General features: G+C 45.3%; 17 protein-coding genes. 2 read left to right on the forward strand and 15 right to left on the reverse strand.

Annotated features, from left to right (window positions below; translation table 11 throughout):
- Nucleotides 1–79: 79 nt before the first annotated feature.
- The 14 genes from D7D25_RS09015 to pruA all read right to left on the reverse strand — a co-directional run bounded on the left by D7D25_RS09015 (nt 80) and on the right by pruA (nt 13071).
- Nucleotides 80–1237, reverse strand: coding sequence for a sodium ion-translocating decarboxylase subunit beta (locus D7D25_RS09015; RefSeq protein ID WP_122968635.1), 1158 nt, complete (start codon nt 1235–1237; stop codon nt 80–82).
- 15 nt (nt 1238–1252) lie between these two features.
- Nucleotides 1253–1696 carry a biotin/lipoyl-containing protein gene (locus tag D7D25_RS09020; RefSeq protein ID WP_122968636.1) on the reverse strand — a complete coding sequence of 148 codons (444 nt, stop codon included), beginning with the start codon at nt 1694–1696 and terminating at the stop codon, nt 1253–1255.
- A 59-nt stretch (nt 1697–1755) separates the two neighbouring features.
- Nucleotides 1756–2661 (reverse strand): OadG family transporter subunit, encoded by a 906-nt coding sequence (locus D7D25_RS09025; RefSeq protein ID WP_122968637.1) that lies wholly within the window; start codon nt 2659–2661, stop codon nt 1756–1758.
- A 13-nt stretch (nt 2662–2674) separates the two neighbouring features.
- The gene (locus D7D25_RS09030; RefSeq protein ID WP_122968689.1) at nt 2675–4237 is read right to left on the reverse strand and encodes an acyl-CoA carboxylase subunit beta; all 1563 of its coding nucleotides are present in this window, start codon (nt 4235–4237) and stop codon (nt 2675–2677) included.
- A gap of 211 nt (nt 4238–4448) precedes the next feature.
- Nucleotides 4449–4856, reverse strand: a complete 408-nt coding sequence (gene mce / locus D7D25_RS09035) for a methylmalonyl-CoA epimerase (protein ID WP_122968638.1) — start codon at nt 4854–4856, stop codon at nt 4449–4451.
- Nucleotides 4857–4969: 113 nt separating this feature from the next.
- Nucleotides 4970–5953, reverse strand: a complete 984-nt coding sequence (gene pfkA / locus D7D25_RS09040) for a 6-phosphofructokinase (RefSeq protein ID WP_122968639.1) — start codon at nt 5951–5953, stop codon at nt 4970–4972.
- Between the two features lie 118 nt (nt 5954–6071).
- Nucleotides 6072–6965 carry a 4-hydroxy-3-methylbut-2-enyl diphosphate reductase gene (locus D7D25_RS09045; RefSeq protein ID WP_122968640.1) on the reverse strand — a complete coding sequence of 298 codons (894 nt, stop codon included), beginning with the start codon at nt 6963–6965 and terminating at the stop codon, nt 6072–6074.
- The gene (gene cmk, locus D7D25_RS09050) at nt 6952–7659 is read right to left on the reverse strand and encodes a (d)CMP kinase (protein ID WP_122968690.1); all 708 of its coding nucleotides are present in this window, start codon (nt 7657–7659) and stop codon (nt 6952–6954) included. Before cmk ends, D7D25_RS09045 begins: the two co-directional genes overlap by 14 nt.
- A 184-nt stretch (nt 7660–7843) precedes the next feature.
- Nucleotides 7844–8533, reverse strand: a complete 690-nt coding sequence (locus D7D25_RS09055) for an SMUG2 DNA glycosylase family protein (RefSeq protein ID WP_122968641.1) — start codon at nt 8531–8533, stop codon at nt 7844–7846.
- A gap of 6 nt (nt 8534–8539) precedes the next feature.
- A complete protein-coding gene (locus D7D25_RS09060) occupies nt 8540–8866 on the reverse strand; it encodes a helix-turn-helix domain-containing protein (protein ID WP_122968642.1) in 327 nt (108 codons plus the stop codon).
- Nucleotides 8867–9052: 186 nt separating this feature from the next.
- Nucleotides 9053–9499: a hypothetical protein gene (locus tag D7D25_RS09070; protein WP_122968644.1), complete on the reverse strand. Its 447-nt coding sequence runs from the start codon at nt 9497–9499 to the stop codon at nt 9053–9055.
- 117 nt (nt 9500–9616) lie between these two features.
- Nucleotides 9617–9925 (reverse strand): helix-turn-helix domain-containing protein, encoded by a 309-nt coding sequence (locus D7D25_RS09075; protein ID WP_255417248.1) that lies wholly within the window; start codon nt 9923–9925, stop codon nt 9617–9619.
- 97 nt (nt 9926–10022) lie between these two features.
- Nucleotides 10023–11345: a S41 family peptidase gene (locus D7D25_RS09080; protein WP_158602583.1), complete on the reverse strand. Its 1323-nt coding sequence runs from the start codon at nt 11343–11345 to the stop codon at nt 10023–10025.
- A 94-nt stretch (nt 11346–11439) separates the two neighbouring features.
- On the reverse strand, nt 11440–13071 hold the full coding sequence (gene pruA / locus D7D25_RS09085) for an L-glutamate gamma-semialdehyde dehydrogenase (protein WP_122968647.1): 1632 nt from the start codon (nt 13069–13071) through the stop codon (nt 11440–11442).
- Between the two features lie 130 nt (nt 13072–13201).
- Between pruA and D7D25_RS09090 the strand changes: the two genes are divergently transcribed.
- Both D7D25_RS09090 and D7D25_RS09095 read left to right on the forward strand, forming a co-directional pair.
- Nucleotides 13202–13480 carry a transposase gene (locus D7D25_RS09090; protein ID WP_122968648.1) on the forward strand — a complete coding sequence of 93 codons (279 nt, stop codon included), beginning with the start codon at nt 13202–13204 and terminating at the stop codon, nt 13478–13480.
- Nucleotides 13481–13570: 90 nt separating this feature from the next.
- Nucleotides 13571–14755: a proline dehydrogenase family protein gene (locus tag D7D25_RS09095; RefSeq protein WP_122968649.1), complete on the forward strand. Its 1185-nt coding sequence runs from the start codon at nt 13571–13573 to the stop codon at nt 14753–14755.
- A 24-nt stretch (nt 14756–14779) separates the two neighbouring features.
- Here D7D25_RS09095 and D7D25_RS09100 read toward each other — a convergent pair whose 3' ends face one another.
- On the reverse strand, nt 14780–15829 hold the full coding sequence (locus tag D7D25_RS09100) for a 2-oxoacid:ferredoxin oxidoreductase subunit beta (protein WP_122968650.1): 1050 nt from the start codon (nt 15827–15829) through the stop codon (nt 14780–14782).
- Between the last annotated feature and the right edge of the window lies 1 nt (nt 15830).

Here is a 15830-nt window from a genome sequence, read left to right on the forward strand (position 1 = left end):
TTACTCCGTTGTATACAAAGAGGCTATACAAAGAGGCGAGACTTTTGCCCCGCCTCTTGATATGACAGATAATCTTTTCCTAGTACAAGAATCCCAGTAGGATACCGGCGGCCACTGCCGAGCCGATCACGCCGGCTACATTGGGTCCCATGGCATGCATCAGCAGATAGTTGCTGGGGTCATATTCCATACCCACATGTTGTGAGATACGGGCAGAATCAGGTACCGCTGAAACTCCCGAATTTCCAATCAGCGGATTGATCTTCTTACCCTTGGCTAAGAAGATATTCATGAATTTCACAAAGAGTATCCCGGTGACAGTGGCCACTATAAAGGAAAGGGCGCCAATACCGAATACTTTTAAAGACTCCCAGCGGATGAACGTGGTGGCTTGCGTGGAAGCGCCTACGGTAAGTCCCAACAGAATGGTGATTGTGTCAATCAGTGGTCCACGTGCCGTTTCTGCGAGGCGACGGGTTACTCCTGATTCTTTCAGCAGATTACCGAAGAAAAGCATCCCCAACAGGGCCAGGCCGGAGGGTACCAAAAATGCGGTAAGCAGTAGTCCCATGATAGGGAACAAAATCTTCTCTGTTTGCGATACCACCCGTGGCGTTTTCATTTTGATAACCCGTTCATTCTTTGTTGTCAGCATCCGCATAAAAGGAGGCTGTATCACAGGCACCAATGCCATGTAGGAGTAAGCCGAGATGGCTATGGCTCCCAGCAGGTGAGGGGCCAGCTTGGATGAGAGGAATATAGCTGTCGGGCCATCCGCGCCGCCAATGATGCCGATTGCCCCTGCTTCGTTGGGCGCGAAACCCCACATGGTTGCGATGATGTATGCGGCAAAAATACCGAACTGGGCTGCCGCGCCGATCAAGATCAACTTGGGATTCGCTATCAAGGAGGAAAAATCTGTCATGGCTCCGATGCCGAGGAAGATCAACGGGGGGTACCATCCTTGCACCACACCCTGGTACAGGATATTGAATACCGATCCTTCTTCGTAAATCCCTATCTGCATATTGGCTGCTTCATTGAAAGGGATATTCCCGATAAGGATACCGAAACCGATCGGGATCAACAGGAGAGGCTCAAACTCTTTCTTGATAGCCAGATAGATGAAGAATAACCCCACGAGGATCATTACGATATGCCCCGGTTCAGCATTGGCAAATCCGGTAAAGTTCCAGAATGTAGCTAAATTGTCTGCTATAGATAATAGACTGTTCATGTTATTTTCCGGGTTTTATTCAATGACAACAAGATCAGTTCCTTCAAGTACCGAGTCTCCTTTTTGGATAAGAATTTCCGTTACTTTTCCGTTGCCGTTGGCAAGGATATTGTTCTCCATCTTCATAGCCTCAAGGATCATCAGTGTTTGTCCTTTCTTTACCGTATCCCCTATCTTGCAATGAATATCCAATATGACACCGGGAAGCGGAGATTGAATGGTGTTCTTTCCGGTGGAACCGGCAGGTTTTGTTACAAGCGGGGTAGATGTGCTTTGTGGAGTGGGTCCCGCCGCGGAGGTGGGCTGACGCTGTACTACTGGTTTCGGTTTTTTTGATTTGGGTGCCAGCTCAACCGTGTAGGGAGTGCCGTTCACTTCAAGTTCCACAAGCTCGCTGTCAGACTTGGTGACCACCACCCTGTAGGGAGCTCCGTTGATTTTATAATTAAACTCTTTCATATGATTGTTTTATTTTTTTCTTTTGGTATATAGTATATCAGAACCACTTAGTCTTCGCTCTACTTCGGTAAATGCCTTAATGTCTGAAGTTTGGAGCTCCAAGGAGAATAGTTCCTCTTCACATACTGGATAGTGAGAATGGTAGATTCTATATCGTGCTGATCCTCTTTTAGCTCGTGAATAGCCGCCGAAATTGCAGCCAATACTTCTCCCGATAAATGGGTATAACTTCTCACGGCCGAGAGTGAACCGCTTTTGGCCACCTTCCTTTGTGACATTCGTTGCGCTAAAATGCCTGTATAGTTGAAGATGAGATAAAGTATAAGTAACGCAGTAAATACCACGAACATAGAAGTGAGAGTCATGACTCCTCCCCACGGGTCATCTTTCCGCAAGGTGACTATTTTGGGGTTCTCTTCCAGAATAGCGTTATTGCTGCTGGGAGTTACCCTTTCAAGGTGGGTGGCAAAACTATTACCTTCTTCATCGTATTTTACACCATCCTGTGGATATCCATAGGTCTGGTCAGCTAAAATTCCGGCAGGAATCACGATTTCGTCCAGTAATGTCTTCCCGTCGTTATCATAGAGCGCGATGTAATTCTCTTTGGTTGGGTCGAGTTTGAAACTCACATGAAATGTCCCGTTGAAAGGATTATCGTCTGCCCAAAACAACGCATGCTGATGGGGAGGTATCCTGGTGAGGACATCCCCTCGGGGGATGGGATATTTTTTCGGATTATTGCGGTCGTTGGTGAGGTATCGTCCTCCCAAATCCTGCGTTTTTGCCGTATTGTTGTATATCTCAATCCACCCGTTCCGTTGTCCATAATCATCCACATAGCTGCTCTCGTTGAGAACCATGACCTCGTTAATGACCCAGGCCGGATTTCTCAGTTTGGAACTACATCCGGAGAACAACAGCGCTACGATGAAAAGAAATAATGTGATTGTATAATTTCTCATATTCAACTGCTTTTTAAAGAGGTAGATTGTCGTGCTTTTTGGGCGGATTCTGCAATTTCTTGGTCTGCAGTTGGTGCAATGCGCGAATAACACGGAAACGGGTGTTGCGTGGCTCAATCACATCGTCGATATATCCGTATCGCGCGGCTACATAGGGGTTGGTGAAGAGATCGTTATACTCTTTCTTCTTCTCTTCTTTTACCGCGGTCATTTTTTCCGGATCTTTTTCGGCCGCAATCTCCTTGCTGTAAAGCACCTCAACCGCTCCGTCGGCTCCCATAACAGCGATCTCCGCGGTAGGCCATGCGTAGTTGATATCGCCGCGGAGTTGTTTACAACTCATCACTATATGCGCCCCACCATAAGATTTACGTAATGTGACGGTTATTTTCGGTACGGTAGCTTCACCATAAGCATACAACAATTTGGCACCGTGGGTGATTACTCCACCGTATTCCTGTCCTGTTCCGGGAAGGAAGCCCGGAACATCCACCAATGAGACGATAGGTATATTGAAAGCGTCGCAGAAACGGACAAAACGGGCTGCCTTGCGCGAAGCATTGATATCGAGCACACCGGCAATGAATTTAGGCTGGTTGGCGACAATGCCGACCGATTGGCCGTTGAAACGGGCAAACCCCACAATGATATTTTTGGCATAATCGGCATGTACTTCCAGGAACTCTCCCTTGTCGATGATGGCACCGATCACTTCATACATGTCGTAGGGTTTGTTCGGGCTGTCGGGGATGATATCGTTGAGTGCGTCATCCAGCCTGTCGATGGGATCATCATTGGGCTGCAGAGGCGCTTCTTCCATATTGTTCTGTGGAATGAAACTGAGCAGTTGGCGGATCAGTTTCAACCCGTCCTCTTCGGTTTGTACCTGGAATTGGGAAACTCCCGATTTGGAAGAGTGTACTGTGGCTCCTCCCAGCTGTTCCTGCGTGACATCTTCGCCTGTCACGGTTTTTACCACCTTCGGGCCGGTGAGGAACATATACGAGGTTCCCTGGGTCATGATGATGAAATCGGTAAGGGCGGGAGAGTAAACCGCTCCTCCGGCACAGGGGCCGAAAATACCTGAAATCTGGGGAATAACCCCTGATGCGAGGATGTTACGCTGGAATATCTCGGCATAGCCACCCAACGCATTGATACCTTCCTGAATGCGTGCACCCCCCGAGTCATTGATGCCAATAACAGGGGCGCCCATTTTCAGCGCCTGATCCATTACTTTACAGATCTTTTGCGCATGCATTTCCGACAGGGATCCTCCGGATACGGTGAAATCCTGAGCGAATACATATACAAGCCGCCCGTAGATAGTTCCGTAGCCTGTTACCACTCCGTCTCCCAGGAATTTGGTTTTTTCCATTCCGAAGTTGTGGCAACGATGTTCCACGAACATGTCGAATTCCTCAAAACTTCCTTCATCCAGAAGCATGGCGAGTCTTTCGCGTGCCGTGTATTTTCCTTTGAGGTGTTGCGCTTCGATTCTTTTTTCGCCACCTCCTAAACGAGCTTTTTCGCGTAATTGAATAAGCTCTTTTACTTTTTCGAGTTGGTTGCTCATATAAAAATTTGTATTTAAAACGAAATAGGTTTTTGCAACGGCTTTTGCTTGACCAAAATTCAAACAAGTTTGTTTTTTGTTTCGGTTCATAATCAACGCCTCTTGTTATTGAGGGCAAATGACCAATGTCTTTTGAGTCCTGTTGCTTTACTATATTGTTTGGTGTGAGAATTTTTCTAAATGATGGTGTTGGAAAAGAAGTTTCTCCGCATTATTCGGGATGTTGGCATAGTTCGGTGAGAACGCCACCGGTAGATTTGGGATGTAAGAATGCGATACGCAACCCTTCAGCACCTCCGCGCGCTTCCTTGTCAATCAACCGTACTCCTTTATTTTCCATCTCTTTTAAAGCCTCATTTACATTTTCCGTGGCATAGGCTATATGATGTATTCCTTCGCCCCTTTTTTCAATGAATTTGGCAATAGTGCTTTCCTCATCGGTCGGCTCCAACAATTCGATTTTGGTTTGTCCTACCATGAAAAACGCAGTTTTAACTTTTTGATCTTCTACACTCTCAATGTTATAGCATTTCAGCCCCAAAATCCCTTCATAATAAGGAAGTTGCTCTTGAATACTCTTCACGGCTATCCCGATGTGCTCGATGTGTGTAATCTTCATATTATTATAATCTTATGATATTTCAGAGTTTGACTGCAAATGTACGTCTTTCATTCATAAAAAAGAATAAAAAGCGGATATTTCTTTTGAAGATAGCGAGAAAGGCGTAATCGTCAGATAGAGGAGATACGTAATACCTCCAGCATTTCGCGGCTGATCTCCCTGTCTTTCTTGATTGCCCTTTTGAATGGAACATATACGATCTCATTTTCCCGGATACCGATCATCACGTTACGTTGATATTCCATTAATGCCTGTATGGCCGCAACCCCCATGCGGCTCGCAAGGATACGGTCCTGGGCGGTAGGAGAGCCGCCGCGCTGCAGGTGGCCAAGTATGGACACGCGCACGTCGTATTGCGGATACTCTGTTTTTACCCGTTCCGCCAATTTGATGGCTCCTCCGGTCACTTCGCTTTCGGTGACAAGCACCATGCTGCTGTTTTTTGATTTTCGGAAACCCTGTTCAATGAGTTCGGCCAACTGGTCTTTTTCTATACTTATTTCGGGGATGATCGCCGCTTCGGCTCCAGAGGCAATGGCACTGTTGAGCGCCAGGTAACCGCAATTGCGCCCCATCACCTCTATGAAGAACAGACGCTCATGTGAAGTGGCTGTATCCCGTATTTTGTCCATCGATTGCATGATGGTGTTCAGTGCCGTGTCGTATCCGATAGTTGTGTCGGTACCGTTCAGGTCATTGTCAATAGTGCCGGGAAGCCCTACCACCGGTATGTTATATTCATTGGCGAAAATAGCGGCACCGGTGAGAGAGCCGTCGCCCCCAATCACAACTAACGCCTCGATGCCATGTTTCTGCATGTTTTCGTATGCCATCCTTCGCCCCTCTTGGGTCATGAAATCTTCCGAGCGGGCTGTTTTCAGCATGGTGCCTCCTTGCTGAATGATATTACTCACACTATTGGTTTTGAACTCCACAATCTCGTCTGAGATCAATCCTCTATATCCTCTGTAAATCCCATACACTTTCATGTTATTGAATATCCCGGCACGTGTTACCGCACGAATGGCCGCATTCATGCCGGGCGCGTCTCCTCCGGAAGTGAGGACACCTACACTTTTTATATTAGAGTCCATAGTTGAAATGTTAGTCTTTGAAGATTTCGCCGTTATTTATGTGAACTTCTTGAAAAATCCTGTTAAATAACGAAACGCAAAGATAGATTTTTTTAATGATGCATACAAAAAAAGCTGCTTAAAAAGCAGCTTTTTCGACTTGCATCCGGGGTTGTAGTTTAGCGATGTTCTCAGCTACAGCCTCCATTTGCCACATAGGCGTGGAAGTTGCCCCGCAAATACCTATGCTGATATCTTCTTTCAGAAGAGAGGGGTCGATCTCATCGGGATGGTGAATCAGGTATGAGTTGGGATTTTTTTTCTTACATTCCGCAAACAGGACTTTACCGTTGGAACTCTTCTCCCCGGCAATGAAGAAGATGAGGTCATGATTTTCGGCGAACTCCTGTATGTTGGGAACCCGATTCGACACCTGCCGGCAGATGGTGTCGTAGAATTCAAATTTAGCGTCGCCCCGCATGCGGGATTTGATCAGTTCCCCCACTTCACGAAAACCTTCAAGCGACTTGGTGGTTTGAGAAAACAGGCTGATGTCTTTTGTGAAGTCCAGCTTGTCTATCTCCTCTTTGCTCTCGATCACAATGGCCGATTCATCAGTCTGCCCGAGCAGTCCGTTCACCTCCGCATGTCCCTTTTTGCCGAAAATGACCACCTGCGCGTCGTCGTTTTCCGCATGGGTGTATTTTTTCTTGATCCGTTTCTGCAATCCCAGCACTACGGGACAAGAAGCATCAATCAACTCGATATTGTTTTGTTTGGCTATTTCATAAGTGCTGGGCGGTTCGCCGTGCGCGCGGAGCAGTACCCGCACGTTCTTTAATTCCCTGAACTGCTCATGATTGATGGTGATTAACCCCATCTTTTCGAGACGTTCTACTTCTATGTTGTTGTGTACGATGTCACCCAGGCAATAGAGGGTGCCTCCTTTTTTGAGCTCCTCTTCCGCCCTGATAATAGCTTTTTCCACACCGAAACAGCAACCGGAGTGCCTGTCTATTTCAATTTTGATCATTTTTCGCCATAATTCTGTTAAACATATCCAAAGCCCATTGCAATTGTCCCTCGATATCCACGTGTGTATTGTCGAGCTCAATGGCATCATCGGCTTTACGTAGCGGACTTTCGGCCCGGGTAGTGTCACGCAGGTCGCGTTCCTTCACATTGGCCAATATATCTTCATAAGCCGGAGGGTTGATCCCTTTGGCTTTCATCTCATCAAAACGGCGTTGCGCCCGTATTTCAGGCGGGGCGGTGATGAAGAGTTTCAACTCGGCATCCGGAAAAACGACCGTGCCGATATCGCGACCGTCCATCACGACCCCCTTCTTTTTGCCCATCTCCTGCTGCTGGCGAACCAGTTCTTTTCGTACAAAACCGAGCGTGCTTACCCGGCTGGCGCCGTTCGCCACTTCTAAAGTACGAATGTCATCTTCCACGTTTTCCCCGTTCAGGTAAGTATCCTGGCTGCCCTGTGTGTTGGGAGCAAAGGTTATCTTTATCTCTGAAACATGCGCGCGAAGCGCTTCCTCGTCCATCCTTGTCTCGGTGATCCACCCTTTCCTGATGGCGTACAGTGCGACAGCACGATACATGGCTCCACTGTCGATATAGGTATAACCCAATTTTCCGGCCAAGTCTTTGGCCATTGTACTTTTGCCGCACGAGGAAAAACCGTCGATGGCAATATTAATCTTTTTTGCGTGCATATCCAAATGGTCAATCTCTTTATCGGTTGTTTCCCCGCGATAACCTGCAATGGGTGAATATCCCGAATGAGATAAACAAAGTACAAAGATAGAATGTTTTTGCAAGAATGTCTTTTAACAGAAATGGGTTTAATTCATGTGCAACGTATCTCAAGCCCGATCAAGTTCGTATGGGCCTACCGGTTTATTCCCCGAATGCCAGCAGGTATTTGTCGATATATAGCTGTTTCTCTTTCGACTTGTATTGCTGAATATAACGCGGATGCTCCAATACTGTGATCCGGTCGAAAAGTTTCTCCTCTTTGTTCAGTTTGCGGATGAAATCGGCATTCTTTTTTCCGAGGATATATACTTCAGAAGTGTCGACTCCTATCTCGATATGTTTTTTGAGTGATGCGATCATAAACCCTTTTACCATTTCGAACAGGGAGTTGTCATCGTAATAGTTGGCGTTAAGCCAGTTGCCCTCTCTTGTTTTGCGGATGATTGCCAGCGGAAAGGGGGAATTGATGTAAAAGCGGCTGTAAAATTCATTTGCACCGCCGTAAGCCGCGATCATGTCGTATATGAACCACGAAGAAACCTCGTGGGTATGGGCCGAGTGCATGGTGATCCCACACACACTTTCCAATCGTTTGGTGTCGGTGAAAGGTATGCCCGTCACCCCTGCTCCGTGGCGGCTGGGATTGATGCCGATGATGAATTTTCGCCTTCTCGTGTCGTTATAATATTTGCGGTAGAAGGCTTCCATCACGAGCATCGTTTCCGGGTTTTGCAGGAAAGGGTTTAATACCTGGAATCCTTCAGGCAATTTACCGGAATAGTGTAATTGCCGGTTGAAAGTAATGATCTTATCTGCCAGATTTTCCGTCATTTTTTATCAGACGAGTTTAACAAAATTGTTTTCAAGTTTTACGTTGAAGTTTATCTCTGCTTTTAGTGCTTTAAAAACTTTAATTATCGTGTCAATCGTTGCACTATTGGCACTATTTTCAAGTTTTGAGATTTGAGCTTTCCGAACACCTACAAGTTGTCCGAGTTCTTCTTGTGTCAAATTACGTTCTTGCCTTGCAGCTTTGATCATTTTGCCCAAAATATCCATATGAAGTTCGTATTCGTAATCATCACGTTCTTTTGTGCCAACTTTGCCGATATATTTATCCTTCATCTCGGCAAGCGTATATGTCTTTAATTGCTTTGTTGCCATATGATTATTTTTTTAGTTTATTCTTAAAGTACTCATCTCTCAGGCTTATTGCCCGGTCTATTTCGTTTACGTGAAGTCCCGCGTATCTTGTCCGAAACTCCCAAATGCCGCTTTGTAGCTTCTTGAAAAGTTTTGGATCGTTGGTTTGTTCCGCAAGATCAATATTGTAGAATATCTTTCTAACTATTATAGAATCAAGTCCTGCAATAAACTTGTCCGCTTCTTCCAAAAATTTAGTTTCAAAAATATTTCATTACAATAGACCTTGTTTAACAGCATAAAGATAATCAATGTTTCTATATTTGGAAACTTGTATTTGATGTTTTTTATCCGTGCGTACCTGATCTTTTTCCGAAAAAAGGTACGTACACTGTTTAAGTTTTTCATAGCCCCAGCCTTTTCCGTACTTTTCTGTAAGTAGGGAGGATCGTGTTTGCGAATGTCACCTATCAGTCGTTTACCTCTGTTTGCAATAAAAGCTTGAGCGTATTTCTGTCCTGATTCCAGATATTCTTTAGCTTGATAAAGATCCCAGGCTTCTTTTATCAATTCAGCATACTTTTCATTATCCTGCCCAAACGTAAAATTGAATACAAACAGGCTGAGGATTGGCAGTATTATTAATTTTTTCATTGTGGGTTTGTGGGTCTCTTTTTTCGGTGTCGTTGAAATCTATTGTCTTAATTTTTTGACTTGCATCAACCAAATCTTCCAATAAAAAGAAATGAATATAGCCGGTAAAATTGTCAATCAAATCGAAACATTGAATGTAACTGTTGTACTTCTATAAATACGCAATTTTAGGTGTCGGGCGAATCCTTCCCGCCCAATTCTCATTAAGGTGGATAGTCTTATATCAGATGCATTGTTCTCAATCCTTGAAATATAAGTTTTGGGAGTTCCATATTTCTCAGCCAGTTGTTCCTGGGTTAATCCACTCTCTTTTCTGAATTCTTTAATCATAATACCAAGTTTAAATACCTCAAATCCCTCTTCGAATTTTTTGAGGTAAGGTCTGAGTTCATTTTTCATTTCTTCTGTAAACTGCTGTTTTTGCAATTATTGTTAATGGGCTCGTATATGTATGGCTTATGGCGGTCTTCTATGTGCTAATATTCAGTGTTTTATGATTGAAGACTACTGGTGGCATTTTGTCCTATTTCCTACTGACAATACTTTTGAGCAATTCAATTGCCTTAGCTGTAGCAAGGGTATTATCAACATCAGATTGTGCAATGGATAAATAACTTGAGACCGTTTCTTTTACTTCAATATCAGGTAAGATGCCTACCCCTACAAATTTGGTACCGTCCGGATAAGTGTCTTTTTTAGTGCAAATTTGTATCCGTCCTTCTCCTGGAAGAGTGAATACAATTGGATTCCCGGTACTGCCTCCACTGGGGGTTCCAATGATGCTCCCGCGCTTCATATTTCGGAATCCCACGCAAAAGTCTTCTGCAGCTGAAAATGTCCCTTCATTAATTAACAACACTATCGGCTTACTAAAGATTGTTTTGTTCATTACTGGATTATAATCAGCAGACTTTTGTGAATACCACTCTTTTGCATAGTTCCACGAAGCATGAGCCGGAATAAAGAGTGGACTACTCCAATCCGACATTTTGAAAGTTTCGGATGTTAAGTGAGATAAAACATATCTGGAGTAGTTGGAATTGCCTCCTCCATTGTTTCTTATGTCAATAATTAAAGCATCCAAATGGACTAATTTTTCATAGATTGAATCAAATTGTTCAATATAATTGTCTCCCCAAAAGGAATTGATTTTTAAGAGGCCAATATTGTCATCCATTTCTTTAAAATCGAATAAGGGCTTTGATGATAAATTTTTCTCAGACATAGAATGACTGATGGAATGGCTAAAAGTTTTCCCATCTTTATCTTTGAAAGTTAGTCGAATCTCTTCTGATTTTTTACCTCTCGTGGCTTCTCGTCCATAGGCACGTAAATTCATCCATTGTTCCGTGGAAGAATGAATATAAGGTTTGATTTTTGTGGAAACATATTTATGTACGTCCATTTCGTTAATTTGGATAATTTCCAGTCCTTCCTTAATTCCTTTTTGCTCCAATGTGTCATTGAGTACTGCGGTAACAACCATTTTTCCTTCAATTAGTTTTGTTAAAAGTGGAATAGTTGCCCAATTATTCCATAAATCCCGCCGTTCCCAGGAAACACTGGTATGACCGTCTTTCAGCGTTGCAATGAATCGTTGTAATTCCCTGAAATATTCAAAATCATTTTTTGTTGCAAGCACAACAGGAATAGTTGCCTGATACAAGCTATCCCAATCAAAAGACAGCTTATCAAAATAAACAAAGTTGTATTTTACTTCCGACCAACATTTCGACAGTCCGGTAATTTTTTCTATATCTGAAAGAGATTTTTCAGAATTTTCCTGACTGTAGATGCAGTAAACTATCATACTGAGAACTAAAAAACAAGTCATTTTTTTCATCATGCTTGTAGACATTTAAATAAAATTTATCAAAAGAGCGATTAAAAGAATTAAGTGATACTATCCCGCCACAGAGAGGCGGGATAGTCTTGGGTAATTACTCTTCCAGGAAATTCGGATACATGTAGTCGGTTACAGGAACGAATGTTTCCTTGATGCATTGTGGGGAAACCCAGCGGAGCAGGTTGAATACCGAGCCGGCCTTGTCGTTGGTGCCCGAGCCGCGACCGCCGCCGAACGGCTGTTGGTCTACCACAGCGCCGGTGGGCTTGTCGTTGATATAGAAATTTCCGGCGGTGTGTGTCAACCGGGCGGTCATCTTTTCGATATTGGCCCTGTCGGCAGAGAAGATAGCGCCCGTAAGCGCATAGTCGGTGGAGGTGTCGACGATCTCCAACGTTTTGTCGAGATCCGCCGGATCGTACAGGTATACGGTGAGGATCGGGCCGAAAAGCTCTTCTTTCATTGTGATGTAATCAGGTTTTTTGGCCAGGATAACGGTGGGATGGATGAAATAACCTTCCGACTTATCATAAGTGCCTCCAAAAACGATTTCCGCATCGGGTGACGCTTTGGCGTTGTCGATTGCCTTTGCCAGTTTATCAAACGAATCTTCGTCGATCACTGCATTCACGAAATTGGAGAAGTCTTCCACCACACCGGTTTTTATTTTAGCGAGATCATCACCCAGGAATGTCTTTACCTCTTCCCATAGAGTGGTGGGAATATAAGCGCGGGAAGCGGCCGAACATTTCTGTCCCTGGTATTCGAACGCGCCCCGGGTGAGTGCTGTAGCCACCTGTTTTGCATCGGCTGTCGCGTCGGCAAAGACATAGTCTTTCCCGCCCGTTTCTCCCACGATACGGGGATAGGATTTATATTTCGACATATTACCGGCAATAGTGCGCCACATGCTGTTGAATACTCCAGTGGAACCGGTGAAGTGCAGGCCGGCAAAATCGCGGTGGTTGAAGATCACATCGGCGGCGTCTCTTCCATCGGCATAGACGAGGTTGATCACTCCATCAGGTAGTCCGGCTTCCTGTAACACTTTCATAATAAGGTGAGCCGAGTAAATAGCCGTTTTTGAGGGTTTCCACACCACGGTATTTCCCATCAACGCGGGGGCGCCCGGCAGGTTTCCCGCAATGGATGTGAAATTAAACGGGGTAAGCGCGAAGATGAATCCTTCAAGCGGGCGCCACACCATCCGGTTCCAGATGCCGGGAGAAGAGTTGGGCTGCATCCGGTAAATCTCATCCATATTCTTCACGTTATAGCGGTAGAAATCGATTAATTCGCATACGGCATCTATTTCAGATTGATAGGCATTCTTCGATTGGCCGATCATGGTGACGGCATTGAACTCATAACGATAAGGGCCGGCAATCAATGCGGCTGCTTTCAGGAAGATGGCAGCCCTGCTTTCCCAGTTCATTGTTTCCCACGCGGGTTTAGCTTTTAGTGCGGCATCGATGGCCGCCTGCACATGTGTTTTGTCGCCCTGGTGGTAATATCCCAGAAGATGGTGGTGGTCGTGTGGAGGACGGATCTCCTTCAGGTTGCCGGTACGCGTTTCTTTTCCTCCGATAATCATCGGCAGGTCAAGCCCTCCCTGGTTAAGCTCGGCAAGTTTATGTTTTAACGCTGCCCTTTCGGGCGTCCCCGGAGCGTAGCTCCTGACAGGTTCATTCTTTACTTGGGGTAATTGAAAGACTCCTTTAGACATAAGTTAATCTGTTTAATGGGTTTTTACTAATTGAATGTGACAAATTTACCAAAAATCGCTGTAATATTTGCAGGAAATCGGAAGATTAACGCAAAACGGCTTGACATAAAGGCAATTCAAGGGAGTTGAGATGAAGAAAAGAAAAAGTCACAGTACGGGCTTTAAAACGAAAGTTGCTTTAGAAGTTTCACAGGAAAGGGATACAGTCCGGGAGACCGGTCGCAAGTATGGTTTGCACCCGCGCCGGATCTCCACGTGGAAGAGTCAATTCTTATGCAATGCGGATGTTGTTTTTGAACGTGGCGCATCCAAGAGAGGGAATGACAAGGAAAAAGACGCACTGTTCAAGAAAGTCGGGCAACTTCATCTGGAGGTTGACTTCTTAAAAAAGGAATGGGAAAATAGATAAAAAACAGCGGAAGGCAAAAGAATAAAATCTTTTTGTTATTTTTGTGAACCTTTATGATACTCTTAGGTAACACTTTTACAGAAAATACACATGCAATCGAAGGAAACACCACCGGTCAATTTTGAGAATACGGAAATCGCCTTTCGCGATCTATCCAATGCAAGTTTAAAACAAGCGTGTCAGCTCTTCAGGGTGATGAATAGACGCACGCTGGTAAATATGGGCAAACATCTGGTTAATTTTGCGTTTACCATCCATTTTCCTGTGGAAGGTATCATCCGCAATACTATTTACCGGCATTTTGTGGGAGGAGTCTCTATTGAAGATTGTGGCAAGACGATTGCCCGTCTTGCCCGTAGCAACGTGGATTCTATTCTCGATTATGCGCGGGAGGGAGAGGAATCGGATGATGCCTTCGATGCCACATGCCAGGAAGTAATACGCACCGTTGAGTTTGCCAGCAACCATGGGAATGTGCCATTCAGCGTGTTCAAGATCACGGGGGTGGCACGCTTCGATTTGCTTGCCAAAGTGAGTGAGCAACAGCCACTGGCCGACGAGGAAAAAGATGAATTCCGGCGTGTGGAGGAGCGTGTGGATGCTATCTTCAGACGGGGATTTGAACTGGATGTGCCGGTGCTGGTCGATGCCGAAGAGACGTGGATACAGCCGGTACTGGATGAGATGGTGATGAATCTCATGTCGCGCTATAACAAGGAAAAGGCTATTGTGCAAAACACCTACCAGATGTATCGTCACGATAGTATAGAGCGGATCAAACAGCATCACCGTATGGCGCTGGAGGGAGGATTTAAATTCGGGCTGAAGATCGTGCGGGGCGCCTATATGGAGAAAGAGCGTAACCGCGCTGCTGAACGAGGGTATCCATCGCCTATCCAACCCGACAAACCCGCCACGGATCGCGATTTTAATGATATTATCCGTTATTTCATGGAGCATCTGGATACCATTGACTTTATGGTTGCCACGCACAATGAAGAAAGTTCGTTATTGCTGGCCCGTTTGATCGATGAGTACAATCTGCCGAGAAACCATCGGGGAATCTATTTTTCGCAACTGTATGGCATGAGCGACCATATCACCCATAATCTTGCCGAGAAAGGATACAATGTCGCAAAATATGTTCCTTACGGGGCGGTAAAGACCATGATGCCTTATCTGTTCCGTCGCGCCGAAGAGAATTCATCTGTCAAGGGACAGGCGAGCCGTGAGCTGAAGATGATCCGGACAGAAATAAAACGGAGACGTAATTGATGAGTGGATCAGTGGATTTACGCGTCATTTAACCTCCCATATATTGGACGAGTTCAGCAGGAATTCCGTGAATGACCTTTTCGGGGTCATCATTTGTACTTCTTCGATCTGTTTTTCGTATTCTTTTTCGTATGTAAGTTCTTTCACGCTGCGGATCACTCCCAGTGCCACGGGGAGTCCATCGGCAATATCCATCAATGCCAGTTTCATATGTAAAGTGTTATCCCTGGTGGTGGCATCGTGTACCAGTACGTCGTCGATGGTGTAGCCGTGCTCCCCAATGGTGACCGCTTTGAGGTTCCAGCCATCGAGTACAATCCCCCTGTTCTCCTCTTTTCCGAAGATCATTTTCTCTCCATGTCTCAGTATCACGGTGTTATCTGCTTTCCAGTTACGGTCACTGGTTTTATTATGGATACCATCATTGAAGATCACGCAGTTTTGTAACACTTCCACCACCGAAGTCCCTTTATGTTTGGCGGCTTCGGACATTACTTCCGTCTGGTTCTTGATGTCCACGTCGATAGCCCGGGCGAAGAAAGTACCCCGTGCCCCGAAAGTCAGTTCTGCCGGGCGGAAAGGCTCTTCTACCGTCCCGAAGGGGGAAGATTTGGAAACGAACCCTCTGTCGGAGGTGGGAGAGTATTGCCCTTTTGTCAGACCGTATATCTTGTTATTGAAAAGTAAAATATTTATATCTACATTCCGTCGGATCGCATGGATGAAGTGATTCCCGCCGATGGCCAACGAGTCGCCGTCGCCGGTGGCTACCCATACGCTCAGTTCGGGATTGGCTACCTTCACTCCTGTGGCGATGGCTGCCGCTCGGCCGTGGATGCTGTGGAAACCATAGGTGTTCATGTAATAGGGCAGGCGTGATGAACATCCGATTCCTGAGATGACTGCTATCATGTGAGGATCGATATTCAACTCGGCCATTGCTTTTTGAAGGCTGGTTAGAATGGCATAATCGCCACAACCCGGACACCAGCGAATGGCATTTTCGCTTTTATAGTCTTTCGGCTGATGTTTTTGATATCTTAGTTCTTTTGCTGCTATTTCTGTTACTTCCATA

Origin of the sequence: Proteiniphilum sp. X52 (assembly GCF_003712195.1) — a bacterium.
In the GTDB taxonomy this organism is placed as follows: Bacteria; Bacteroidota; Bacteroidia; order Bacteroidales; family Dysgonomonadaceae; genus Proteiniphilum.

Excerpts from the sequence above, each read along its gene's own strand:
- D7D25_RS09015 (WP_122968635.1), bottom strand. The coding sequence starts at position 1,237 with ATGAACAGTCTATTATCTATAGCAGACAATTTAGCTACATTCTGGAAC.
- D7D25_RS09020 (WP_122968636.1), bottom strand. The coding sequence starts at position 1,696 with ATGAAAGAGTTTAATTATAAAATCAACGGAGCTCCCTACAGGGTGGTG.
- D7D25_RS09025 (WP_122968637.1), bottom strand. The coding sequence starts at position 2,661 with ATGAGAAATTATACAATCACATTATTTCTTTTCATCGTAGCGCTGTTG.
- D7D25_RS09030 (WP_122968689.1), bottom strand. The coding sequence starts at position 4,237 with ATGAGCAACCAACTCGAAAAAGTAAAAGAGCTTATTCAATTACGCGAA.
- mce (WP_122968638.1), bottom strand. The coding sequence starts at position 4,856 with ATGAAGATTACACACATCGAGCACATCGGGATAGCCGTGAAGAGTATT.
- pfkA (WP_122968639.1), bottom strand. The coding sequence starts at position 5,953 with ATGGACTCTAATATAAAAAGTGTAGGTGTCCTCACTTCCGGAGGAGAC.
- D7D25_RS09045 (WP_122968640.1), bottom strand. The coding sequence starts at position 6,965 with ATGATCAAAATTGAAATAGACAGGCACTCCGGTTGCTGTTTCGGTGTG.
- cmk (WP_122968690.1), bottom strand. The coding sequence starts at position 7,659 with ATGCACGCAAAAAAGATTAATATTGCCATCGACGGTTTTTCCTCGTGC.
- D7D25_RS09055 (WP_122968641.1), bottom strand. The coding sequence starts at position 8,533 with ATGACGGAAAATCTGGCAGATAAGATCATTACTTTCAACCGGCAATTA.
- D7D25_RS09060 (WP_122968642.1), bottom strand. The coding sequence starts at position 8,866 with ATGGCAACAAAGCAATTAAAGACATATACGCTTGCCGAGATGAAGGAT.
- D7D25_RS09070 (WP_122968644.1), bottom strand. The coding sequence starts at position 9,499 with ATGAAAAAATTAATAATACTGCCAATCCTCAGCCTGTTTGTATTCAAT.
- D7D25_RS09080 (WP_158602583.1), bottom strand. The coding sequence starts at position 11,345 with ATGATGAAAAAAATGACTTGTTTTTTAGTTCTCAGTATGATAGTTTAC.
- pruA (WP_122968647.1), bottom strand. The coding sequence starts at position 13,071 with ATGTCTAAAGGAGTCTTTCAATTACCCCAAGTAAAGAATGAACCTGTC.
- D7D25_RS09090 (WP_122968648.1), top strand. The coding sequence starts at position 13,202 with ATGAAGAAAAGAAAAAGTCACAGTACGGGCTTTAAAACGAAAGTTGCT.
- D7D25_RS09095 (WP_122968649.1), top strand. The coding sequence starts at position 13,571 with ATGCAATCGAAGGAAACACCACCGGTCAATTTTGAGAATACGGAAATC.
- D7D25_RS09100 (WP_122968650.1), bottom strand. The coding sequence starts at position 15,829 with ATGGAAGTAACAGAAATAGCAGCAAAAGAACTAAGATATCAAAAACAT.